Here is a 22,537-nt window from a genome sequence, read left to right on the forward strand (position 1 = left end):
ACAGCCGAGGACGACGCATGCCCGCCACCGCCGCCGCCAACGACCTCTCCTCGCCCCCCGCGCCCGCGGACGAACGTCCGCCGCTCGCCGACGCGATCCTCGACACCTTGGTCCACCGGATCGGCAAGGACGCGAAGGCGGCGCGCCCGCACGACTGGCTCGCCGCGACGATCTTCACGGTGCGCGACGAGATCATCGAAACGTGGATGGACTCCACCCGCGCCGCGCACGCCGCCGGGGCGAAGCGGGTCTATTATCTCAGCCTGGAGTTCCTGATCGGACGGCTGCTGCGCGACGCGCTCGCCAACCTGGGGCGGTCCGACGAGATGAAGGCGGCGCTGGCCGCGCTTGGGGTCGACCTGGCGACGATCGAGGAGATCGAGCCCGACGCCGCGCTCGGCAACGGCGGGCTCGGGCGGCTGGCGGCGTGCTTCATGGAGAGCCTGGCGACGCTCGACCTGCCCGCCTACGGCTACGGCATCCGCTACGTGAACGGGATGTTCCGGCAGCGGATCAAGGACGGCTGGCAGATCGAGCTGCCCGAGACCTGGCTCCAGCACGGCAATCCCTGGGAGTTCGAGCGCCGCGAGAGCGCCTATTTCGTCGGCTTCGGCGGCGCGGTCGAAGGCGACGAGGCGGGCCGGGTCCACTGGGCCCCGGCCGAGGCCGTGGAGGCGATCGCGGTCGACACGCCGGTGGTCGGGCACCGGGGCAAGCGGGTCAACACGCTGAGACTCTGGACCGCGCGCGCGTTCGATCCGATCCGGCTCGATGCGTTCAACGCCGGCGACCATGCGGGTGCGCTCGCCGGCCAGGTGCGGGCCGAGACTTTGGTGCGCGTGCTCTACCCCGCGGACTCGACTCCGGCGGGGCAGGAGCTGCGGTTGCGGCAGGAGTATTTCTTCTCCTCCGCCTCGATCCAGGACATCGTCCGCCGCCACGTCCAGTATTTCGGCGATATCCGCACGCTCCCCGACAAGGCCGCGATCCAGCTCAACGACACCCATCCCGCGGTGTCGGTCGCCGAGCTGATGCGGCTGCTGGTCGACCATCACGACCTGTCGTTCGACGAGGCGTGGGACATCACCCGGGCGACCTTCGGCTACACCAACCACACGCTGTTGCCCGAGGCGCTGGAGAGTTGGCCGCTGCCCTTGTTCGAGCGGCTGCTGCCGCGGCACATGCAGCTGGTCTATGCGATCAATGCGACGCTGCTGCGCGAGGCGCGGGCGAAGGGAACCGACGACCGCGCGATCGGCGCGATCTCGCTGATCGACGAGGGCGGCGAGCGGCGGGTGCGCATGGCGAATCTCGCCTTCGCGGGTTCGCACAGCGTCAACGGCGTCGCCGCGCTCCACACCGAGCTGATGAAGCAGACGGTGTTCGCGGACCTCCACCGGCTCTACCCCGAGCGGATCAACAACAAGACCAACGGCATCACGCCGCGCCGATGGCTCCACGAGTGCAATCCGGGACTGACCGCGCTGATCCGCGACGCGATCGGCCCGGAGTTCGGCGACGATGCGGCGAAGCTCGCCGCGCTTGCCCCCTTCGCGGCGGACGCCTCGTTCCGGGAGCGATTCGCCGAGGTGAAGCGTTCGAACAAGGTGGCGCTCAGCACATACATCAAGGAGAGCATGGGGCTTCGCATCGACCCCGACGCGCTGTTCGACGTCCAGATCAAGCGCATTCACGAATACAAGCGCCAACTCCTGAACATCGTCGAGACCGTCGCACTCTACGACCAGATCAGGAGCCATCCCGAACGTGACTGGACGCCGCGGGTCAAGATCTTCGCGGGCAAGGCGGCATCGAGTTATCACAATGCCAAGCTGATCATCAAACTGGCGAACGACGTCGCCCGGCGGGTCAACGGCGATCCTGCGGTGGGCGGGCTGCTCAAGGTCGTGTTCGTCCCCAATTACAACGTCAGCCTGGCGGAGAAGATCATCCCCGCCGCCGACCTCTCCGAACAGATCAGCACGGCCGGGATGGAGGCGTCGGGCACCGGCAACATGAAGTTCGCGCTCAACGGCGCGCTGACGATCGGGACGCTCGACGGCGCGAACATCGAGATCCGCGACCGTGTGGGTGACGAGAACATCGTGATCTTCGGCATGACGACCGAGGAGGTCGCCCAGCGCCGCGCCGCGGGCTACGATCCGCGCGCGGTCATCGACGGGTCGCCGGAACTGCGTCAGGCGCTCGATGCGATCAGCAGCGGCGTCTTCTCGCCGGACGATCCCGGTCGCTACGCGGAGCTGGTCGGCGGGCTTCACGACCACGACTGGTTCATGGTCGCCGCCGATTTCGACGCTTATGCCGCCGCCCAGCGCCGCGTCGACGCCTGGTGGAACGACAAGGCGGCCTGGGGCGCGGCGGCGGTCCGCAACGTCGCCGGAGTCGGCTGGTTCTCGTCCGACCGCACCATCTCCGAATACGCCCGCGACATCTGGGGCGTGATGTGACGCCGCCGCGTGGCGCGATCGAGGCCCTGGTCGAGGGGCGCCACGACGATCCCTTCTCGCTGCTCGGCGCATTCGCCGGCCCCGGCGGCACGTTCGTCCGGACCTGGCTGCCGGGGGCGGAGGCGGCGACCGCCTATGCGCTAACCGGCGCGGCGGTGGGATCGCTCGAGCGGGTCCACGACGCCGGCGTCTTCGAAGGTTGGATCACCGGCGATCCCCAGCCCCTCGCCTACCGCGTGCAGGGCGGCCGCGCGGAGTGGTGGGTGACCGATCCCTACACCTTCGGTCCCGTGCTCGGTCCCACCGACGACCTCCTGATGGCGGAAGGGACCCACATCCGCCTCCACGACAAGCTCGGCGCGCACCGGATCGAGCATGAGGGCGCAACCGGAATCCATTTCGCGGTCTGGGCCCCCAATGCCCGGCGGGTGTCGGTGATCGGCGACTTCAACGACTGGGACGGCCGCCGCCACGTGATGAGGAAGCGCGGCGACGTCGGCGTGTGGGAGATCTTCCTGCCCGACCTCACGGAAGGGCAGGCGTACAAGTTCGAGATCGTCGGACCGGACGGTACGCTCCAGCCCGCCAAGGCCGATCCCTTCGCCTTCGCCGCCGAACTCCGCCCCGCCACCGCCTCGCTCACCACCGCCCCTGCCGCGCACGTCTGGGGAGACCGGGACCACCGCGCCTATTGGGCCGCGGTCGATCCGCGGCGCATGCCGATCAGCATCTACGAGGTCCACGCCGGATCGTGGCAGAAGGACGAGAACGGCTGGTTCCTGACGTGGGACGCGCTCGCCGACCGGCTGATCCCCTACGTCGTCGGCATGGGCTTCACCCATATCGAGTTCCTGCCGGTCAGCGAACATCCCTACGATCCGTCCTGGGGGTATCAGACGACCGGGCTCTACGCCCCCTCGGCACGGTTCGGCGACGCGGACGGGTTCGCGCGCTTCGTCGACGGCGCGCACCGCGCCGGTCTCGGCGTGCTGATCGACTGGGTGCCCGCGCATTTCCCGACCGACGCGCACGGCCTTGCACGGTTCGACGGCACCGCGCTCTACGAGCACGAGGACCCACGGCTTGGCTTCCATCCCGACTGGAACACCGCGATCTACAATTTCGGGCGGCGCGAGGTCGAGGCGTTCCTCGTCAACAACGCGCTGTTCTGGGCCGAACGCTACCATGTGGACGGCCTGCGCGTCGATGCGGTCGCATCGATGCTCTACCGAGACTACAGCCGCAAGGCGGGCGAGTGGATCGCCAACGAGCAGGGCGGGCGCGAGAATTGGGAAGCGGTCGACTTCCTCCGCCGCGTCAATCGCGAGGTCTATGCCCAGCATGGCCCGGGCAAAGCGGGCGTGTTCACGATCGCCGAGGAATCGACCGCCTGGCCCGGCGTCACCGCACCGGCGTTCGAGGGCGCGGCGCAGGAGAACCTCGGGTTCGGCTTCAAATGGAACATGGGCTGGATGCACGACACGCTCCGGTACATGGCCAAGGAGCCGGTCCACCGCGCGCACCACCACACCGACATCACCTTCGGGCTGACCTACGCCTTCACCGAGAATTTCGTCCTCCCGCTGAGCCACGACGAGGTGGTCCACGGCAAGGGGTCGCTGCTCACGAAGATGAGCGGCGACGACTGGCAGCAGTTCGCCAATCTTCGCGCCTATCTGGCGATGATGTGGGGCTATCCGGGGAAGAAGCTCCTGTTCATGGGGCAGGAGTTCGCGCAGCGCCGCGAGTGGAGCGAGGAGCGCGCCCTCGACTGGGACCTGCTCGCCAGCCACGCGCACGACGGGGTGAGGAAGCTCGTCCGCGACCTGAATCGCCTTTACCGCGAAAAGCCCGCGCTCCACGCGCGCGACTGCGAGCCCGAGGGTTTCGCATGGCTGGTGGTCGACGATGCCACCAATTCGGTCTTCGCCTGGCTGCGGACGGCTCCCGACGCGCGGCCGATGGCAGTGATCTGCAACATGACCCCGGTCGCCCGCGCGCCCTACCGGATCCCGGTGCCGCACGACGGCCGCTGGCGCGAGGTGCTGAACTCCGACGCGCACGATTATTGGGGATCGGGGCTCGGCAATCTTGGCGGCGTGGTCGCGAAAGACGGCGCGGTGCTGGTGACGCTGCCGCCGCTCGCGACGGTCATGCTCGAATGGGCGGGGTAAGAGCGTTCCGATCATCCTCAGGATGAGCGGGCTTGGAAAGGAGATGGGGATGGACCAGTTTCGACACCCGCTCGCGCGCGATGCGATGGCCTATGTGCTCGCCGGCGGCCGCGGCAGCCGGCTGTTCGAGATGACCGACGCCCGCGCCAAGCCCGCGGTCTATTTCGGCGGCAAGTCGCGGATCATCGACTTCGCGCTGTCGAACGCGGTCAACTCCGGCATCCGCCGCATCGGCGTCGCGACCCAGTACAAGGCGCACAGCCTCATCCGCCACCTCCAGCGCGGCTGGAACTTCCTGCGCCCCGAGCGCAACGAGAGCTTCGACATCCTGCCCGCCTCGCAGCGCGTCAGCGAGTTCCAATGGTATGAAGGCACCGCGGACGCCGTCTTCCAGAACATCGACATCATCGAGAGCTACGCACCGGAATATATGGTCATCCTGGCGGGCGACCACATCTACAAGATGGATTACGAACTGATCCTCCAGCAGCACGTCGACACCGGCGCCGACGTGACGGTCGCCTGCCTGGAGGTGCCGCGCGCGGAGGCGAGCGGCTTCGGGGTGATGCACGTCGACGCCGACGACCGCATCATCGCCTTCGTCGAGAAGCCTGCCGATCCTCCGGCGATGCCGGGGAAGCCCGACATGGCGCTCGCCTCGATGGGGATCTACGTCTTCCAGACGAAATTCCTGCTGGAACAGCTGCGCCGCGACGCCGAGACGCCCGGCTCGGCGCGCGACTTCGGCAAGGATTTAATTCCCCATATCGTCGAGCACGGCAAGGCGGTGGCGCACCAGTTCTCCAGGAGCTGCGTCCGCTCCACCCATGAGGCGGGGAGCTACTGGCGGGACGTCGGCACGATCGACGCTTATTGGGCGGCGAACATCGACCTGACCGACGTTATCCCCGAGCTCGACCTCTACGATCGCACCTGGCCGATCTCGACCTATTCGGAACTGACGCCACCCGCCAAGTTCGTCCACGACGTCGACGGCCGGCGCGGCTCGGCGGTGGCGTCGCTCGTCTCCGGCGACTGCATCGTCTCGGGCTCGTCGATTCACCGCTCGCTGTTGTTCACCGGCGTGCGCAGTCATTCGTTCGCAATGCTCGACGAGGCGGTGGTGCTTCCCCACGTCCACGTCGGCCGCGGCGCGCGCCTGCGCAAGGTGGTGATCGACCGCGGCGTCGTGATCCCCGACGGCCTGGTGGTGGGAGACGCACCCGAGCTCGACGCCAAGCGCTTCCGGCGGACGGAGAGCGGGGTCGTGCTCATCACCCAGCCGATGGTGGACCGGTTGTGAGGGGAGCGAACCGATGCCTCCCCTGCAAGGGGAGGTGGCAGCCCGAAGGGCTGACGGAGGGGTGTCGCCAGGTGTTGCGGAGTACGCCCTCACAGCCGGGGACTCCCCTCCGTCGCGCTGCGCGCGCCACCTCCCCTTGCAGGGGAGATAAAAGGTGAAAATCCTCTCCGTCGCCTCAGAGGCATTCCCCCTCGTCAAGACCGGCGGGCTCGCCGATGTCGTCGGCGCGCTTCCCGCCGCGCTCTCCGAACACGGCATCCAGGTGACGACGCTGATCCCCGGCTACCCCCAGGTCGCGGGCGCGGTGAAGGGGAAGGCGCTGCATCGGTGGCGCGACCTGCTCGGCGTCGAGGCGCGGCTGCTCGGCGGCGAGATTGCGGGGCACCCGCTGCTCGTCCTCGACGCGCCCGAGCTGTTCGCGCGGCGCGTCGAGGGTGGAGGGGGCGGGCTCTACGCCGATCGCGGCGGCAAGGACTGGCCCGACAATTGGCGGCGCTTCGCCGCGCTCGCCCGCGCCGCCGCCGACCTCGCCTCGGGCGTCGTCAAGGGGCAGGCCTATTGCGTCCTCCACGCGCACGACTGGCAGGCGGCGATGGCCCCCGCCTACCTCCGCTACGCCCCCGGCCCCGGCGCGCCCGCCAAGAGCGTCGTCACGATCCACAACATGGCCTTCCAGGGCCGCTTCGACGCGAGCATCTTCGACGAGATGGGGCTCCCGGCGGGCGCGTTCGCGATCGAGGGCGTCGAATATTACGGCGGGGTCGGCTTTCTCAAGGCGGGGCTGGAGGCGGCGGACGCGATCACCACCGTCAGCCCACGCTACGCCGTCGAGATCCGCGAGCCCGAGTTCGGCATGGGCCTCGAAGGCCTGATCGCCGCCCGCGCCGAGCGCGTCAGCGGCATCGTCAACGGCATCGACCCCGCCGTGTGGAGCCCCGCCGCCGACCCCGCCCTCCCCGCCCGCTACACCGCGAAGACGCTGGCGAAACGCGCCGCCAACACCCGCGCGGTGGAGAAGATGTTCGGGCTCGAAGCCGCGGACGGCCCGGTCTTCACCGTGATCAGCCGACTGACCTGGCAGAAGGGGATGGACATCCTCGCCGAATGCCTCGACGATCTCGTCGCGACGGGCGGACGCCTCGCGCTGCTCGGCTCGGGCGAGCCGGCGCTGGAGGCGGCGTTCCTCGCGGCGGCGGCGCGGCATCCCGGGCGGATCGGCGTGCGGATCGGCTATGACGAACCGCTCAGCCACCTGCTCCAGGGCGGCGCCGACGCAATCCTGATCCCCTCGCGGTTCGAGCCGTGCGGGCTGACCCAGCTCTACGCCCTCGCTTACGGCTGCGTGCCGGTGGTGGCGCGAACCGGCGGGCTCGCCGATACGGTGATCGACGCCAACGCCGCCGCGCTCGCCGCCGGGGTGGCAACGGGGATACAGTTCGCCCCCGTCACCGCCGACGGCCTGCGCCACGCGCTTCGTCGAACGATGGCGCTGTGGGCGGACCGCGAGGCGTGGGGCGCGGTGCAGAGGAACGGGATGCGCGCCGACTTCTCTTGGCGCGAGAGCGGGCGGCGCTATGCGGAATTGTATCGGAGCTTGAGAGGGGACCGATGATCCGATCCGTCGAGACCACACCGTATCCGGACCAGAAACCGGGCACTTCGGGCCTGCGCAAGAAGGTCCGTGTCTTCCAGCAGCCCAACTATGCCGAGAATTTCATCCAGTCGGTGTTCGACGTGGTGGAGGACAAGGCGGGCGCGACCCTCGTCATCGGCGGCGACGGGCGCTTCCTCAACCGCGAGGTGATCGCGATCGCGATCCGGATGGCGGCGGCGAACGGTTTCGGGCGCGTCGTCGTCGGCCAGGGCGGGATTTTCTCGACCCCCGCCGCCTCGAACCTGATCCGCATCCGCGGCGCGATCGGCGGGCTGGTGCTGTCTGCGAGCCACAATCCCGGCGGGCCGGACGAGGATTTCGGGATCAAGTACAATGTCGCGAACGGCGGCCCCGCCCCCGAGCGCGTGACCGAGGCGATCTTCGCGCGGACCAAGACGATCGACCAATATCGCATCGCCGACTTCGCGCCCGAGATCGACCATCTCGGCGAGACGGTGATCGAGGGGCTGGCGATCGAGGTGGTCGATCCCGTCGCCGACTACGCCGCGCTGATGGAGCGGCTGTTCGACTTCGACGCGATCCGCCGCGCCGGGCTGACGATGGCGTTCGACGCGATGCACGCGGTCACCGGGCCGTATGCGACCGAGATTCTCGAGCGCCGCCTCGGCTTCGCCCCGGGCACCGTCCGCAACGGCACGCCACTCGAGGATTTCGGCGGGCATCACCCGGACCCCAACCTCGTCCACGCCCGCGCGCTCCACGACACGATGATGGGTGCGAACGCCCCCGATTTCGGCGCGGCGTCGGACGGCGACGGCGACCGCAATTTGATCATCGGCCGCGGGCGCTTCGTCACGCCGTCGGACAGCCTCGCGATGCTCGCCGCCAACGCGCATCTCGCGCCGGGCTATGCCGGCGGGCTCACGGGCATCGCCCGGTCGATGCCGACCAGCGCCGCGGCGGACCGCGTAGCGGAAAGGCTCGGCATCCCCGCCTTCGAAACCCCGACCGGGTGGAAGTTCTTCGGCAATCTCCTCGACGCCGGCATGGCGACGATCTGCGGCGAGGAAAGCGCCGGCACCGGCAGCGATCACGTCCGCGAGAAGGACGGGCTGTGGGCGGTGCTGCTCTGGCTGACGATCCTGGCGAAGACCGGCAAGTCGGTCGACCGGCTCGCCCGCGATCACTGGGCGACGTACGGGCGCAACTATTATGCGCGCCACGATTACGAGGGCGTCGAGAGCGCGAAGGCCGATGCGCTGATGGCGTCGCTGCGAGCGTCGCTGGAGACGCTGCCCGGCAAGGCGTTCGGCGAACTGACGGTCGAGACCGCGGACGATTTCGCCTATACCGATCCGACCGACGGCTCGGTCAGCGCGCAGCAGGGCGTCCGCGTGCTGTTCGCGGGCGGCTCGCGCGTCGTGTTCCGGCTCTCGGGTACGGGAACGAGTGGCGCGACCTTGCGGGTGTATCTCGAACGCTACGAGCCGGTTGGCGGCGACCTCGACGCGGAGACGGGCACAATGCTGGCGGAGATCGTCGCCGCGGCGGAAGCGATCGCCGGGATCGCGCGGCATACGGGACGGACCGAGCCGGATGTCGTCACCTGAAATCCTTCCCGTTCACGGGGAGGTGGCGCGCAGCGCCGGAGGAGGGTCTCCTCCTCTAGCGGATCGAGGAGGAGACCCCCCTCCACCGCTTCGCGGTCCCCCTCCCCGTCGCGAGGAGGACTTGGGCGCGACACTCGCGCCGGACGCCACCACCTTCCGCGTCCGCGCCCCCCGCGCCACCTTGGTCTGGCTCTGCCTCTTCGACGAGGCTGACCGCGAGACCCGCCACGCGATGGCGCGCGAGGGCGACACCTGGTCCGTCACCCTCGACGGCGTCGGCGAGGGCGCCCGCTACGGCTACCGCGCCGATGGTCCCGCACCGCACGACGCAGCGAAACTGCTCGTCGACCCCTACGCCACCGAACTCGATCACGCCTTCGCCTACGATCCAAGCCTGTCGCAACCCGGCACCGACACCGCCGCGCTCGTCCCGAAGGCGGTGGTCCGCGCGCCGCTCCCTCCGATCCACCCGCCCCGCCTTTTCCGCGACGGCGGGCTGATCTACGAGCTGAACGTCCGCGGCTTCACCATGCGCAATCCCGACGTGCCGGAAGCGATCCGAGGCACCGTCGCCGCGCTCGCGCACCCGGCCATCATCGCGCACCTCCGCAAGCTCCATGTCTCGGCCATCGAACTCATGCCGATCGTCGCCTGGATCGACGAGCGCCACCTGCCCCCGCTCGGCCTCGTCAATGCCTGGGGCTACAACCCGGTCGTGCCGATGGCGCTCGAGCCGCGGCTCTGCCCCGGCGGGATGCGCGAGCTGCGCGAGACCGTCGCCGCCCTGCGCGACGCCGGGATCGGCACCATCCTCGATCTCGTCTTCAACCACACCGGCGAGAGCGACCTCGACGGCCCCACCCTCGCCTTCCGCGGCCTCGACGATGCCACCTACGCGCGCGACGCCGCGGGCAACCTCATCAACGACACCGGCACCGGCAACACGCTCGATTTCGGCCATCCCGCCGTGCGCGACCTGACGCTGGCGACGCTGCGCCACTTCGTCGCGCAGGCGGGGGTCGACGGCGTCCGCTTCGATCTCGCCCCGGTGCTCGCGCGCGCACCCGGCTTCGATCCCCAGGCGCCGATCTTTGCCGCGATCGGCGACGATCCGGTGCTCGCCGACCGCATCATGATCGCCGAGCCGTGGGACATCGGCCCCGGCGGGTACAACCTCGGCCGGTTCCCGGCGACCTGGCTCGAATGGAACGACCGCTTCCGCGACGACGTCCGCCGCTTCTGGCGGGGCGACCTGCGGGCGGGCGACCTGGCGATGCGGCTGTCGGGCTCGCCCGACATCTTCGGCGAGACGCGCACCCGCACCGTCAACTTCGTCGCCGCGCACGACGGCTTCACGCTCGCCGATACGGTCGCCTATGCGCACCGCCACAACGAGGCGAACGGCGAAGGCGGACGCGACGGCCATGCCGACGAGGTCAGCTGGAATAGCGGCATCGAAGGCGAGACGGACGATCCGGTGGTCACCGCCGGTCGCGCCCGCGATCGCCGCGCGCTGCTCGCAACGCTGTTCGCCTCGCGCGGGACGATCATGCTCACCGCCGGCGACGAGTTCGGACGGACGCACGCCGGCAACAACAACGCCTATGCGCAGGACGAACTCGGCTGGCTCGACTGGGAAGGCCGCGACCGCGAGCTTGAGGAGGATGTCGCCGACCTCGCCGCCGTCCGTGCCGCCTATCCCGCCCTCGGCGATCCCGCGATCCGCCACGATGCGGCGTGGACGCGGCTCGACGGCGCGCCGATGACCGCCGCCGACTGGAACGGCGCCGACGGCTTCGAACTGCGGCTGGCGCTCGGCGACGAAACGCTGGTCGTCCGCGTCGATCGCGCGAACGGGATCGGCGTCGCTATTCCAGGTCGTTCTCGCTGACGATCACCGGGTTGGCGTCTGGATTGCGCGCAAGCGCGGTCAGCGCCGCCTCGACGATCGTGTCGCTGAAGCGGTTGAACGTATCCTGCGCGTCGCCCTCGGGCGGATCGCCGGACAACGCCTCGAGCACGTCGTACTGGACGACGAACTCGCGTTCGTCGCCGTCGACTTCGCCGCTGAACTCCACCTGCTCGGCGTCGATGTTGTCGAACACGCTGGCGTCGTCGATTTCGAGCTGGCTGGCGGGCATGGGAATCCTCTTCGGTCTGTCGCGGCTGCTAGAAGCGCGGGAGGCGCGTCCGGTTCCCGAGAGCGGCCACTGCGCGACCGCATCGTAGCGCGCGCCCTCGCCGCCGAGCGTGCTCTCGAACAGGATCAGCCGGTCGAGCGCGAACGGCGGCGACGCGAGCGCGGCATGGTCCGCCAGCCAGCGCGCGACCCCCTCGCCGCCGGCGGACCGCGCGAAGCGGGCCAGCGTGACGTGGGGCAGATAGGCCCGGCGTTCGGGCTCCAGCCCGCAGCGGACCAGCGCGTGATCGACCTTGCGGTGGAGCGCGGCCAGCGCGTCGTGCGGCGTCACCCCGGCCCACAGCGCCTCGGTCCGCCCCCGCCGCTCGAACCGGCCGACCCCGGCGATCGCCACCTCGGGCGCGGGTGCGGCGATCCCCGACAGGGCCGCAGCGATCTCCTCCGCCATCCGGCCATCGACCGCGCCGACGAAGCGCACCGTCAGGTGGAGCTGCGCATCGTCCTGCCAGCGCGCGCCGGGCGCCCCCGCCATCGTCGCGGCGAGGCGATCGCGGACATGGGGCGGCGGGCGCAGGGCGACGAACAGGCGGTGCATGGTGTGACGAACTGTTTCCGGCGCGATCCGGCTCCTCCGACCCCGCTTGAAATACGTCGTGCCGGGGGCGATATTCGGACGCAACCGGCCTCTTCGTGGCCGGGCAGAGGAGCTTGATTTTCGATGGCCAACTGGTCTGATCCCCGGCCGAGCGCGATGCCTTTCGGCGCCGCCCGCACGCGCGACGTCGCGTACGACGCGGGGCTGCGGTCGTACATGCTCTCGGTCTACAATTACATGGCGTCGGGCGTGCTGCTGACGGGCATCGTCGCGCTGCTCTTCGCGAGCGGCGGGCGCGACAGCCTGGCGGCGCAGGTGTTCCTGGCGCCCGGCATCCTGAAGTACATCGTGATGTTCTCGCCGCTCGCGTTCGTCATGGTGCTGAGCTTCGGCATCACCCGGCTGTCGACCGGCGCGGCGCAGGCGATCTTCTGGGCGTTCGCCGCCGTCATGGGCGTCTCGATGTCGACGATCTTCCTCCGCTACACCGGGTCGTCGATCGCGATCACCTTCTTCGCCACCTCGGTCGCGTTCCTGTCGCTCAGCCTCTACGGCTATACGACGAAGCGCAATCTGCAGGCGTTCGGCACTTTCCTGATCATGGGCGTGGTCGGCATCCTCGTCGCCTCGCTGCTGAACCTGTGGTTCCAGTCGTCGGGGTTCGCGATGGTCATCAGCGCGATCGGCGTGCTGCTGTTCGCGGGCCTCACCGCCTACGACACGCAGGCGATCAAGCTGACTTACGACCGGGTCGCGGGCAGCGACATGCAGGGCAAGGCCGTGATCATGGGTGCGCTCCAGCTGTATCTGGATTTCGTCAACATGTTCCAGTTCCTGCTCTCGTTCATGGGCCAGCGCGAGTGAGCTCCAGCGAACCAACGTAATCGGGAGGCCCGGCGGGGAGACTCGCCGGGCTTTTCCTATATGGTCGATCCATGCGCCTGCGGATCGACGCCTTCCTCGACTATGCCTTTCCCGAGCCCGCCGACGTGCTCCTCCAGATCGAGGCGGCGGCGGGCGCGGACCAGCGGCTCCTCCATCAGTCGCTCGTTCTCGGCTCGGACCATGCGATCCGCGCCATCCCGGGCCACGACGGCGTCGGCCAGATCACCCTCGCGCGCGGCGACCGGCGGCTGACCGCGAGCTACGCCGCGCTGGTCGAGGTGTCGCGACAGCCGATCGCGCTGGAGGCCTTGCCCGCCACGCCGGCGCGCGCGCTTCCCGCCGAGGCGATCGGCTACCTTCTGCCTAGCCGTTACTGCGAGGTCGATCCGTTCGAGCATTTCGTCCGCCGCGAGTTTCCCGGCCTCGCCGGCGGCGCGCTCGCCGCGGCGCTGGCGGAGTGGGTTCGGACCTCGGTGGATTACGGACCGCCGGTGACGGGCCCCGGCGGCGGCGCCCTCCTCACCTTCGCCGAGCGCCGGGGCGTATGCCGCGACTTCGCCCATCTTCTCGTCTCGCTGGCGCGCGCCGCCGAGATCCCGGCGCGCTGCGTCTCCGCTTATGCGCCCGGTGTCGATCCGCCCGACTTCCACGCCGTGGCCGAACTCTGGCTGGACGGCGCCTGGCGGCTGGTCGACCCGACCGGAATGGCACGTGCCGACGAGATCGCGCGGGTGGCGGTCGGTCGCGACGCGACCGACATCGCCTTCATGACCATCTTCGGCGAGGCGCGGATGGTCGCGCAGCGGGTCTCGGTCCGCCGCGACGGATAGGAACGCGCGCCGCGACGGGTCGTTGTGGACCGGCAACACAGGAGAGCCGCTCGTGACCGCAGACACCGGAATGGACCCCGCCGCCATCGACAGCCTGGCGGTCGCCCCCGCCGAGCCGGTGGACGACAAGCTCGCCGCCGACGGCCGCCAGGAGGCAGGGCAGGACAAGTCGATCGCGCGCCGGCTCGAGAAGAATCCGGCGAGCGAGGACGCGCGGCTCGACAACGCGCTCGACGAGTCGATGGACGCCTCCGACCCGCCCGCCCAGACGCAGCCCGGCGCCGGCGCCGAGCCCCCGGCCTCCTCCGGGTATTCGGAAGAAGCCGAGCGGCAGCAGGATGCTTGATCATCGGCAGGATTGTTGCGCGAAAGTGACACCGGCCATGTCGAGCGTTGCGGCTGGACTCGGTTCGTCGCAACCGATGTTGCGCCGCGGCAAGCTTTCATGGTCCCTTGCTGAACCGGAGACGACACGCGGTTAAGGGGTGCGTTAACCATCCTGGCCGATAGTCGGCTCCGTTCAACGGCGTGGGGCGGGGTGGTCGAGATGGGTGCCAAGTCGAAGCCGGCCGAAGGCGCGATGACGCTGGCCGAAATGAAGGAGTTCGCGGGGTTTGCATCGTCGACCCAGCGCTACATCCGCCGCAGCCTGGATATCGGGCTCGACCGGGACGATGCGCTGGGCCGCTGGTCGCGCGACGTGGTGGAGGCGGCGAGCATCCGCGCGCAGGCGCGGCTCTACGATCGCCTGCCCGAGGTCCGCGCGCTCGTTCCCGACGACAGCGGGCTCGATGCGATCGAGCCGTTCATGGCGCCGCTGATCACGGTGACCGCCTTCGATCTGGGCCAGGGCCGGCTGACCACCTTTTCCGCCTATCGCTTCCTTTACGAGCGGCTGGTCGGCGCGACGGTGCGGCCGTGGCTGCCCGGTGCCTTCTGCGCGGCGGCGGCGCTGCCGCACCTTCATCCGGAACTGCGGCGCAAATTGCTCCAGTCGATCAGCGAGGCGGCGGCGACCGCCTCCGGCTGGTCGTCGCGGCAGCCGGCCTTCTTCCCTTACTGGGTGGAAAAAGTGGAAACGGGCGCGGGGGCGCATTGAGCCTTCTTGTCCTCTCCCCCCCACGCGCGAGGGGGAGTTGAAGCGATCGCTTTAGATCGCTAGCCCTGTCCTCAACCGATCAGGAGAGGGCTGCCATGAACGACCGCGTCCGCATCACCGTCGAGGGCGGCGTCGCCGACGTCCGCCTGACCCGAGCCGACAAGATGAACGCGCTCGATCCGGCAATGTTCGAAGGCATCGTCGCCGCGATCGACGAACTCGCCGGAATGAAGGATGTCCGCGTCGCGGTCCTTTCGGGCGAGGGGCGCGCGTTCTGCGCCGGGCTCGACATGGCGTCGATGGCGGGCGGCGGCTCGGGGATGGGACTGGCCGAGCGCACCCACGGTCCCGCCAACCGCGCGCAGCAGGTCGCCTGGGGCTGGCGGCAGCTTCCCATGCCGGTGATCGCCGCGATCCACGGCGTCGCGATGGGGGGCGGCTTTCAGGTCCTCTCGGGCGCGGACATCCGCATCGCCCATCCCGCGACCCGCATGTCGATCCGCGAGACCTATTGGGGGCTGGTCCCCGACATGGGCGGCTATGCTTTGTGGGGACGGCTGGCGCGTGAGGACGTCCTGCGCGAGCTGACCTACACCGCGCGCGAGTTCTCCGGCGAGGAAGCGTTCGGCTACGGACTGGTGACGCGCCTTTCGGACGATCCGCATGCGGCGGCGATGGCGCTCGCCGCCGAGATCGCCGGGCGCAACCCCGATGCGGTCAAGGCGGCCAAGCGTCTCTTCAACTTCATCGCCGACGAGGGCGCCCCCGCCGCGCTTCAGGCCGAAAGCGAAGAGCAGCTGAAGCTGATGCGCTCACCCAACCAGATCGAGGCCGTGCGCGCCAATATGGAGAAGCGCGCGGCGGTGTTCGTAGACTAAGCCCTATCCCGTGTGCGGGAGAGGGCGATGTCACCCCTTTACGGTCAGCCACTCCTCCTCCGGCGCGCGCGCACTCCGCGTCTGGTTCGCCGGATCGGTCTCGTCCTCGTAGCCGATGGCGACCCCGCAGAAGAGCATCCGCTCCGGCGGCGTTCCCAGGAAACGCTCGACCGTTTCGGGGAACACCGCCCAGCATTCCTGCGGGCAGGTCGCGAGCCCGGCTTCGACCGCGAGCAGCATCAGCGTCTGAAGGTACATCCCCAGGTCGCCCCATTGCGGTGGCCCCATGCGCCGGTCGACCGTGACGAAGTACGCCGCCGGCGCGCCGAAGAACTGGAAGTTGCGGGCGAACCAGATCGCCCGCGCCTTCTTGTCCTCGCGTGGGATGCCGAGGCGCCCGTACATCTCCTCGCCGATCGCGAAGGTGCGGGCGCGGTAATGGTCGGCCATCTCCTTGGGATAGATGTCGTAGCCGGGCGTTTCCTTCTCGCGGCGCTCGATCTTGCCCGCCATGATCGTCTTCAGCTCGCGCATCGATCCGCCGTGGACGATGTCGACGTGCCAAGGCTGGATGTTCCCACCCGTCGCCGCGCGCGCCGAGCGCACCGCCAGATCCTTGAGCAGCTCCGGCGCGACCTCCCGATCGAGGAACCCGCGCACCGACCGTCGCGCCGCCACGGCATCCTTCACGTCCATGCATCACCCTCTTGAAGCGCGCGTCGAACTGCGCAAATGAGGGCGGGATAACATCTGTTATGGAGAGTCGGAAGTGGCAGACGCCTATATCGTCGACGCGGTCCGCACCGCGGGGGGCCGCCGCGGCGGCCGGCTTGCCGGCGTGCATCCGGTCGATCTCGCCGCCAAGGTGCTCGACGCCCTCGTCGAGCGCACCGGGATCCCCGGTGAAGCGATCGAGGACGTGGTGATGGGCTGCGTCAGCCAGGGCGGCGAGCAGGCCGGGCAGGTCGGGCGCAACGCCGTGCTCGCGGCCAAGAACCTGCCGCAGTCGACCCCCGCCGTCACGATCGACCGCCAGTGCGGCTCATCGCAGCAGGCGATCCAGTTCGCCGCGCAGGCGGTGATGTCGGGCACCCAGGACGTGGTGATCGCCGCCGGTGTCGAGAGCATGACCCGCGTGCCGATGGGCTCGACCTACAAGCTGTTCTACGACGCCGGGCTCGGCAAGAACAAGTCGCCCAGGCTCGAGGAGAAGTTCCCTGGAATCAACTTCAGCCAGTTCGCGGGCGCGGAGATGATCGCCAAGAAGCACGGCTTCAACCGCGAACAGCTCGACGACTATTCGCTGGGCAGCCACCGCAAGGCCGTCGCCGCGACGCAAGGTGGCAAGTTCAAGGACGAGGTCGTCCCGGTCGAGATCGAGACCGCCGATGGCGCGGAACAGCACACCGCCGACGAGGGCATCCGCTACGACGCGAGCCCCGAGGGGATGGCGAACGTCAAGAAGCTGTCCGAGGAGGGCGTGCTCACCGCTGCCTCCTCGTCGCAGATCTGTGACGGCGCGAGTGCGGTGCTGATCGTCAGCGAGAAGGCGCTCAAGGAGTACGACCTCAAGCCGCTGGCGAAGATCGTCTCGCTCACCGTCACGGCGGGCGACCCGGTGATCATGCTCGAAGAACCGCTGTTCGCGACCGACAAGGCGCTGAAGAAGGCCGGGCTGTCGATCGACGACATCGACCTGTACGAGGTCAACGAGGCGTTCGCGAGCGTGCCGATGGCGTGGCTCAAGCACACCGGCGCGAACCCGGACAAGCTCAACGTCAACGGCGGCGCGATCGCGCTCGGCCACCCGCTCGGCGCGAGCGGCACCAAGCTCATGGCGACTTTGGTCCACGAACTGCGTCGCCGCGGCGGTCGCTACGGGCTCCAGACAATGTGCGAGGGCGGCGGCGTCGCCAACGTCACGATCATCGAGAATTGCGACTGGCAGGGCGAAGACGCCAAGGCCGCTGCGTAACGTTCCCCGCCATCCCGGCGAAAGCCGGGATGGCGGACCTTAGAGAGGGGATTTCATGAAACTCGATAATACCGTCGCCGCCGTCGTCACCGGCGGCGCCTCCGGGCTTGGTGCCGCCACCGCCAAGCTGCTCGCGTCCAAGGGCGTCAAGGTCGCCATCTTCGATCTCCAGGAGGAGAAGGGCGAGGCGATGGCCGCCGAACTCGGCGGCGTGTTCTGCAAGGTGAACGTCACCGACGAGGCCTCGGTCGACGCCGGCTTCGCCAAGGCGCGCGAGGCGCATGGGCAGGAGCGGATCCTGATCAACTGCGCCGGCACCGGCAACGCGATCAAGACCGCCAGCCGTTCGAAGGAAGACGGCTCGATCAAGCACTTTCCGCTCGATGCGTTCAACTGGATCATCCAGATCAACCTCGTCGGCACCTTCCGCTGCATCGCCAAGTCGGCGGCCGGGATGCTGACGCTCGAGCCGCAGGAAGACGGCGAGCGCGGCGCGATCGTCAACACCGCCAGCGTAGCGGCCGAGGACGGGCAGATGGGCCAGGCGGCCTATTCGGCGTCGAAGGGCGGCGTCGTCGGCATGACCCTGCCGATCGCGCGCGATCTGATGGGCGAGGGCATCCGGGTCAACACGATCCTGCCCGGCATCTTCAACACGCCCCTGCTCCAGGGCGCGCCGCAGAACGTGAAGGACGCGCTCGCCGCCTCGGTCCCCTTCCCCAAGCGGCTGGGCAACCCGGAGGAATATGCGTCGCTCGCGGTGCTGATGGTCGAGAACGGCTATTTCAATGGCGAGGACGTCCGCCTCGACGGCGCAATCCGGATGGCGCCGCGCTGAAGCACGGAGAGCGCGCACGCTGCGCGCCTCACGTGCGGAGCCGGCCGGCGCGGCGGTTCGCCGCCGCGTCCGACGACATGGGGCTTTGCCCCATGTCGGTTTCCGCTAGTCGGTGAAGCCAATGCCCCGCCCCGCTCCATGGCGCCTCGTGCGCGACGCCTATCCCGAGATCGAGACCGTCCAGACGCGGTTCCAGGACCTCGACACGATGGGCCACCTGAACAACGTCGCGTTCGCGGCGCTGTTCGAGACGGCACGGGTCCGGTTCAATTACCGGCTCGGCCGGGCGCTGCGCGGCGACGACCGGATGCGCGCGGTCGTCGCGCGCAACGAGATCAACTATCTCGCCGAGGGCAGCTTCCCGGACGATGTCGAGATCGGCCTGGGGGTCGGCGCGATCGGGCGGCGCAGCTGGGACCTGCTGGCGGTCATGATCCAGTCGGGCCGCGCGATCGCGACCTGCGACACGACGATCGTAATGAACGCGACAAGCGGCGACACGCTGCCGGAGGAGTTCCGGCAGCGCGTCGAGGCGTTACGGGTGCGGGAGGGCTGACCTCCCGCGTTCGTCAGGCCCGGCCCTTGCCGCGCAGGGTGTTCAGGATCGCAAGGCCGATGACGCCGGCGGCGGCCGCCGCCGCCCACGGGCGGTCCTTGGCGAACTGACGCGCCTTGTCGACGGTGCCGCCGACGCCGGGCGTGTTGTCGCCCGCGACCCCGCCGATGGTCTTCTGGATCGCGCCCTTGACCTGATCGACGATCCCGTTCGCCTGGAGCGACCGATCGCCGGTCACCGAGCCGGCGGTCTCCTTGACCTTGCCCGTGATGTCGTTCGCGGCGCCGGTGGCGGTGTCTTCGTTCATGGTCGGTCTCCGATGGTGACGTTTCGGCGGCCCAACGACCCACGATGCGTTTAGTGCCGTTCGTCGGCCCATTCGGCCAACAGCGTATGCGCGATGGCGTAAGGCGGGGGCGCGATGAACGGCGCGTCGCCGCCGGCGAGCGCCGCGCGGACCTCGTCGCGCCCCACCCAGATCGCATCCTCGAGCTCGTTCGTGTCGAGGGTGATCGCATCGTCCTCGGCCCGGGCGACGCAGGCGATCATCAGCTGCGACGGAAACGGCCAGGGCTGGCTGGCGACGTAGCGGACGTCCGTCACCCGAACCCCTGCCTCCTCGCCGATCTCGCGTGCGACCGCCTCCTCGATCGACTCGCCCGGCTCCAGGAAGCCGGCGAGCGCGGAGTAGCGCCCGGCCGGCCATGCCGGCTGGCGTCCGAGCAGCGCGCGGCCCTCATGCTCGGCGATCATGATCACCACCGGGTCGACCCGCGGGAAGTGCTCGGTCGCGCAGGCCGGGCATCTGCGGCCCCAGCCGGCGCGGAACGTCGCGGTCCCTGCGCCGCAATTGGCGCAGAAGCGGTGGCGGGCGTGCCAGTCGAGTACGCTGCGTGCCGCGGCATAGATCGCCGCCTCGCCCGGCTGCATCCCGCCCAGCGCCGCCATCAGCTGCGGGCTGCGGAACCCGGCCATCGGTCCGGCGTCGGGGAGCAGCGCGGCGAACCGGGGGCGGCCGTTGTCGAGCCCCAATAGCACGAACTCGGCCTCGTCCGGCGCCTCGGTCAGCATCGTCCAGGTCAGCCGACCGTCGTCGGCGATCTCGGGCTGCCCCTCATGCAGTCGGAGCAGCCGCGCCTGCCAGTTGCCCATCGCCGCGGCGACCCCGGCGGGATCGTGGCGGAGGTGATCGGCGCGGTCGAGCGTGCCGCCGGTGAAGCCGGGCGCTGTCTTCATTGCGGGCGATACCGCGCGGCGTCCTTCAGCAGCGCCGCCGGCACCGTGGCGCGCAGGTTCCACATCTTGTCGGGCACGAACTGGACCATCACCGTCCCCCTGAAATGCTTCTTCGGATCGACCCAGGCGATCGTTCCCGCCGCTCCGCCCCAGCCGTAGGTGCCCTTGGAACGCCCGTTCGGCTGATCGTCGATCGCGACCGACCCGCCCGCGCCGAAGCCCATCTTGGTCCCCGTCGTCCCGCTCGTCCCGTCGACATTGGTGAAGAAGACGCCCGGCGGCAGCAGGTTCGAAGTCGCGAGGGCAACGGTCTCGGGCTTGAGGATGCGCACCCCGTCCAGCGTGCCGCCATCCTGGATCATGTGGAGGAACCGATCGTAGTCGCGCGCCGACGACACCAGCCCGGCGCCGCCGTAGGGGAAGCTGGGCGGCTGCAGGAACACCGACGTCGCCGCCGGATCGAGCGGGGTCCGCTGCTCGCCGACGAAGACATAATTGGTCGACAGCCGCTTCACCTCGGATGCCGGCACGGTGAAGAAGGTCGAGGTCATCTTCAGCGGCGTGAAGATGCGTATCTGGAGAAAGCGGTCGAACGGCATCCCGCTCGCCTTCTCGATCACCGCGCCCATCACGTCGAGGCCGATCGAGTAGTTCCACGCCGTCCCCGGCTGCGCGATCAGCGGCGCCTGCGCGACGCGGTTCGCGAACTCCTGGAGCGACTTGGGGCGGACGAGCCGCGCCTTCGCCTCCGATCTCGCCTCAATGGCGCCGGGCAGGAGGCCGAGCCGCTCGTATTCCGCCAGCAGCGGCCCCTTGGCGAGGATGTTGTAGCTGAGGCCGGACGTGTGGGTCAGCAGCTCGCGGATCGTGATCGGCGACGTCGCGGGCACGCTGGCGAGCGAGGTGTCGGGGCTGGTCAGCACCCGCATCGTCTTGAAGGCGGGAAAGTATTTCGAGAGCGGGTCGTCGAGCCCGATCTTCCCCTCCTCGATCAGGATCATCGCCGCGAAGGCGGTGATCGGCTTGGTCATCGAATAGACACGGTAGAGCGAGTCCGGCCCCGCGGGCGCGGCACCCGGCTCGTCGCCGATCCGACCGGCGGCGGGAAAGATCGTCGGCAGGTCGCCCACCCCGAACGCGCCGACGATGCCGGGCATCTTGTTCTCGGCGACGAGAGACGTGAACAACGCCTGCGTGTTCGGCAGGAGCGCCGCCGCCTGTGCGGGCGCGACCTGCGCGGGAGCGGCCGGCGGCGGGGCCGCGGTCTGCGCACGGAGCGCCGCCCCGCCTGCGAGCAGCGCGATCAGCGCCGTGGAACCGACCAGAACCTTCATCGCGCTCTCCGTATCGCATCGGCCGCCTTGGCGAAGACGCCGGGCAGCCCGGCCTCGCTCAGGCGGTCGATCGGCCACCATTCTCCCGTCGCCGCCGTCTGCGCGTCTCGCTCCGCCACCGCAAGCGCGAGTTCTAGGCGGAAGTGGGTGAAGACGTGAGCGACGGTCGTGGGCAGGATCCGCCAGCCGCGGCCGTCCGGCCCGCCGCCCAGCCCGGGCGGCGCATCGGTCCATGGTCCGGTCGGCAACGCCCGCATCCCGCCGAGGAGCCCGCGCGGCGGACGGCGGACCAGCATCACCGCGCCCGCGCGCTCGATCCAGAACACCGTCCCATATCGCTGCGGTCGTTCGGCCTTCGCCTTCCGGGCCGGGTATGCCTCCGGGGTGCCGCCGGCGAACCCGGCGCACTCCTCACGCAGCGGGCACAGCAGGCATTTGGGCGCGCGCGGCGTACAGACGCCCGAGCCCAGATCCATCATCGCCTGCGCGAAGTCGCCCGCGCGCGCCTCCGGAGTGATCGCACCGGCAGCCTCGCGGATCGCCGGCCCCTTGGCCTCGATCGCGAACAGCCGGGCGACCACGCGCTCGACGTTGGCGTCGACCACCACCGCGCGCTCGCCGAACGCGATCGCCGCCACCGCCGCCGCGGTATAGGCGCCCAGCCCCGGCAGCATCCGCAGCCCGTTCTCGGTCCGCGGGAAGGCGCCGGCGGCCGCCACCGCCGTCGCGGTGCGCACCAGATTGCGCGCGCGGGCGTAATAGCCCAGCCCCGCCCAGGCGGCCATCACCTCCGCCTCATCCGCGGCGGCGAGCGCCGCGACGCTCGGCCAGCGCGCCACCCAGGCCGCGAACCGCGGCTTGACCGCCGCGACCGTCGTCTGCTGGAGCATGACCTCGCTCAGCCACACCCGGTACGGATCCGAGGTCTCGCCGGGCCGCGCCCGCCACGGCAGCACGCGCGCATGCACGTCGTACCAGGCGAGGAGCTTCTCGGACACATC

Annotated in this window: 20 protein-coding genes; 14 read left to right on the forward strand and 6 right to left on the reverse strand. The window is 69.7% G+C overall.

The window, feature by feature from the left end:
* Nucleotides 1–17: 17 nt before the first annotated feature.
* From AC4GYY_RS11535 to glgX, 6 genes are all read left to right on the forward strand, one after another.
* Nucleotides 18–2,468, forward strand: a complete 2,451-nt coding sequence (locus AC4GYY_RS11535) for a glycogen/starch/alpha-glucan phosphorylase (RefSeq protein WP_491120704.1) — start codon at nucleotides 18–20, stop codon at nucleotides 2,466–2,468.
* Nucleotides 2,465–4,642, forward strand: a complete 2,178-nt coding sequence (glgB, locus tag AC4GYY_RS11540) for a 1,4-alpha-glucan branching protein GlgB (RefSeq protein WP_491120706.1) — start codon at nucleotides 2,465–2,467, stop codon at nucleotides 4,640–4,642. Before AC4GYY_RS11535 ends, glgB begins: the two co-directional genes overlap by 4 nt.
* A gap of 49 nt (nucleotides 4,643–4,691) precedes the next feature.
* Nucleotides 4,692–5,945 carry a glucose-1-phosphate adenylyltransferase gene (glgC, locus tag AC4GYY_RS11545; protein WP_491120707.1) on the forward strand — a complete coding sequence of 418 codons (1,254 nt, stop codon included), beginning with the start codon at nucleotides 4,692–4,694 and terminating at the stop codon, nucleotides 5,943–5,945.
* A gap of 154 nt (nucleotides 5,946–6,099) precedes the next feature.
* A complete protein-coding gene (glgA, locus tag AC4GYY_RS11550; protein ID WP_491120709.1) occupies nucleotides 6,100–7,557 on the forward strand; it encodes a glycogen synthase GlgA in 1,458 nt (485 codons plus the stop codon).
* On the forward strand, nucleotides 7,554–9,170 hold the full coding sequence (locus tag AC4GYY_RS11555) for an alpha-D-glucose phosphate-specific phosphoglucomutase (RefSeq protein ID WP_491120711.1): 1,617 nt from the start codon (nucleotides 7,554–7,556) through the stop codon (nucleotides 9,168–9,170). Before glgA ends, AC4GYY_RS11555 begins: the two co-directional genes overlap by 4 nt.
* A gap of 121 nt (nucleotides 9,171–9,291) precedes the next feature.
* Complete coding sequence (gene glgX, locus AC4GYY_RS11560) at nucleotides 9,292–11,061, forward strand: glycogen debranching protein GlgX (RefSeq protein ID WP_491120712.1); 1,770 nt, start codon at nucleotides 9,292–9,294, stop codon at nucleotides 11,059–11,061.
* Here the strand turns inward: glgX and thpR are convergent.
* Nucleotides 11,039–11,905, reverse strand: coding sequence for an RNA 2',3'-cyclic phosphodiesterase (thpR, locus tag AC4GYY_RS11565; RefSeq protein WP_491120713.1), 867 nt, complete (start codon nucleotides 11,903–11,905; stop codon nucleotides 11,039–11,041). The two genes, glgX and thpR, sit on opposite strands and share 23 nt — an antisense overlap.
* A gap of 123 nt (nucleotides 11,906–12,028) precedes the next feature.
* Between thpR and AC4GYY_RS11570 the strand changes: the two genes are divergently transcribed.
* The 5 genes from AC4GYY_RS11570 (at nucleotide 12,029) to AC4GYY_RS11590 (ending at nucleotide 15,597) form a co-directional block, all read left to right on the forward strand.
* A complete protein-coding gene (locus tag AC4GYY_RS11570) occupies nucleotides 12,029–12,769 on the forward strand; it encodes a Bax inhibitor-1/YccA family protein (protein WP_491120714.1) in 741 nt (246 codons plus the stop codon).
* Nucleotides 12,770–12,840: 71 nt separating this feature from the next.
* Nucleotides 12,841–13,620 (forward strand): transglutaminase-like domain-containing protein, encoded by a 780-nt coding sequence (locus AC4GYY_RS11575; protein WP_491120715.1) that lies wholly within the window; start codon nucleotides 12,841–12,843, stop codon nucleotides 13,618–13,620.
* Nucleotides 13,621–13,672: 52 nt separating this feature from the next.
* Nucleotides 13,673–13,966 (forward strand): hypothetical protein, encoded by a 294-nt coding sequence (locus AC4GYY_RS11580; protein WP_491120716.1) that lies wholly within the window; start codon nucleotides 13,673–13,675, stop codon nucleotides 13,964–13,966.
* Between the two features lie 201 nt (nucleotides 13,967–14,167).
* Nucleotides 14,168–14,719, forward strand: a complete 552-nt coding sequence (locus AC4GYY_RS11585) for a hypothetical protein (protein ID WP_491120717.1) — start codon at nucleotides 14,168–14,170, stop codon at nucleotides 14,717–14,719.
* 95 nt (nucleotides 14,720–14,814) lie between these two features.
* Nucleotides 14,815–15,597, forward strand: coding sequence for a crotonase/enoyl-CoA hydratase family protein (locus AC4GYY_RS11590; RefSeq protein WP_491120719.1), 783 nt, complete (start codon nucleotides 14,815–14,817; stop codon nucleotides 15,595–15,597).
* A 30-nt stretch (nucleotides 15,598–15,627) separates the two neighbouring features.
* On the opposite strand, the gene AC4GYY_RS11595 is transcribed toward AC4GYY_RS11590, so the two are convergent.
* Nucleotides 15,628–16,293, reverse strand: coding sequence for a nitroreductase (locus AC4GYY_RS11595; protein WP_491120720.1), 666 nt, complete (start codon nucleotides 16,291–16,293; stop codon nucleotides 15,628–15,630).
* Nucleotides 16,294–16,366: 73 nt separating this feature from the next.
* Here AC4GYY_RS11595 and AC4GYY_RS11600 point away from each other — a divergent pair, with 73 nt between their 5' ends.
* The 3 genes from AC4GYY_RS11600 (at nucleotide 16,367) to AC4GYY_RS11610 (ending at nucleotide 18,966) form a co-directional block, all read left to right on the forward strand.
* Entirely contained in the window at nucleotides 16,367–17,572 is a 1,206-nt protein-coding gene (locus AC4GYY_RS11600) for an acetyl-CoA C-acetyltransferase (RefSeq protein ID WP_491120721.1), read from the forward strand.
* 55 nt (nucleotides 17,573–17,627) lie between these two features.
* Nucleotides 17,628–18,410: an SDR family NAD(P)-dependent oxidoreductase gene (locus tag AC4GYY_RS11605; protein WP_491120722.1), complete on the forward strand. Its 783-nt coding sequence runs from the start codon at nucleotides 17,628–17,630 to the stop codon at nucleotides 18,408–18,410.
* 121 nt (nucleotides 18,411–18,531) lie between these two features.
* Nucleotides 18,532–18,966, forward strand: coding sequence for an acyl-CoA thioesterase (locus AC4GYY_RS11610; RefSeq protein ID WP_491120724.1), 435 nt, complete (start codon nucleotides 18,532–18,534; stop codon nucleotides 18,964–18,966).
* 13 nt (nucleotides 18,967–18,979) lie between these two features.
* On the opposite strand, the gene AC4GYY_RS11615 is transcribed toward AC4GYY_RS11610, so the two are convergent.
* From AC4GYY_RS11615 to AC4GYY_RS11630, 4 genes are read right to left on the reverse strand one after another with little or no spacing between them, the layout of a single operon-like run.
* A complete protein-coding gene (locus AC4GYY_RS11615) occupies nucleotides 18,980–19,273 on the reverse strand; it encodes a CsbD family protein (protein WP_491120726.1) in 294 nt (97 codons plus the stop codon).
* A gap of 50 nt (nucleotides 19,274–19,323) precedes the next feature.
* Nucleotides 19,324–20,202 carry an NAD(+) diphosphatase gene (gene nudC / locus AC4GYY_RS11620; protein WP_491120727.1) on the reverse strand — a complete coding sequence of 293 codons (879 nt, stop codon included), beginning with the start codon at nucleotides 20,200–20,202 and terminating at the stop codon, nucleotides 19,324–19,326.
* On the reverse strand, nucleotides 20,199–21,536 hold the full coding sequence (locus AC4GYY_RS11625; RefSeq protein WP_491120728.1) for a serine hydrolase domain-containing protein: 1,338 nt from the start codon (nucleotides 21,534–21,536) through the stop codon (nucleotides 20,199–20,201). Before AC4GYY_RS11625 ends, nudC begins: the two co-directional genes overlap by 4 nt.
* On the reverse strand, nucleotides 21,533–22,534 hold the full coding sequence (locus AC4GYY_RS11630; RefSeq protein WP_491120729.1) for an A/G-specific adenine glycosylase: 1,002 nt from the start codon (nucleotides 22,532–22,534) through the stop codon (nucleotides 21,533–21,535). Before AC4GYY_RS11630 ends, AC4GYY_RS11625 begins: the two co-directional genes overlap by 4 nt.
* Between the last annotated feature and the right edge of the window lie 3 nt (nucleotides 22,535–22,537).

It is taken from the genome of Sphingomonas sp. SP6 (genome assembly GCF_058313435.1).

Bases quoted from the DNA above. Each gene is read 5' to 3' on its own strand.
- glgC (WP_491120707.1), top strand. From the start codon at position 4,692: ATGGACCAGTTTCGACACCCGCTCGCGCGCGATGCGATGGCCTATGTG.
- AC4GYY_RS11555 (WP_491120711.1), top strand. From the start codon at position 7,554: ATGATCCGATCCGTCGAGACCACACCGTATCCGGACCAGAAACCGGGC.
- AC4GYY_RS11570 (WP_491120714.1), top strand. From the start codon at position 12,029: ATGGCCAACTGGTCTGATCCCCGGCCGAGCGCGATGCCTTTCGGCGCC.
- AC4GYY_RS11605 (WP_491120722.1), top strand. From the start codon at position 17,628: ATGAAACTCGATAATACCGTCGCCGCCGTCGTCACCGGCGGCGCCTCC.
- thpR (WP_491120713.1), bottom strand. From the start codon at position 11,905: ATGCACCGCCTGTTCGTCGCCCTGCGCCCGCCGCCCCATGTCCGCGAT.
- AC4GYY_RS11585 (WP_491120717.1), top strand. From the start codon at position 14,168: ATGGGTGCCAAGTCGAAGCCGGCCGAAGGCGCGATGACGCTGGCCGAA.
- AC4GYY_RS11625 (WP_491120728.1), bottom strand. From the start codon at position 21,536: ATGAAGGTTCTGGTCGGTTCCACGGCGCTGATCGCGCTGCTCGCAGGC.
- AC4GYY_RS11610 (WP_491120724.1), top strand. From the start codon at position 18,532: ATGCCCCGCCCCGCTCCATGGCGCCTCGTGCGCGACGCCTATCCCGAG.
- nudC (WP_491120727.1), bottom strand. From the start codon at position 20,202: ATGAAGACAGCGCCCGGCTTCACCGGCGGCACGCTCGACCGCGCCGAT.
- AC4GYY_RS11535 (WP_491120704.1), top strand. From the start codon at position 18: ATGCCCGCCACCGCCGCCGCCAACGACCTCTCCTCGCCCCCCGCGCCC.
- AC4GYY_RS11595 (WP_491120720.1), bottom strand. From the start codon at position 16,293: ATGGACGTGAAGGATGCCGTGGCGGCGCGACGGTCGGTGCGCGGGTTC.
- AC4GYY_RS11615 (WP_491120726.1), bottom strand. From the start codon at position 19,273: ATGAACGAAGACACCGCCACCGGCGCCGCGAACGACATCACGGGCAAG.
- AC4GYY_RS11590 (WP_491120719.1), top strand. From the start codon at position 14,815: ATGAACGACCGCGTCCGCATCACCGTCGAGGGCGGCGTCGCCGACGTC.
- AC4GYY_RS11575 (WP_491120715.1), top strand. From the start codon at position 12,841: ATGCGCCTGCGGATCGACGCCTTCCTCGACTATGCCTTTCCCGAGCCC.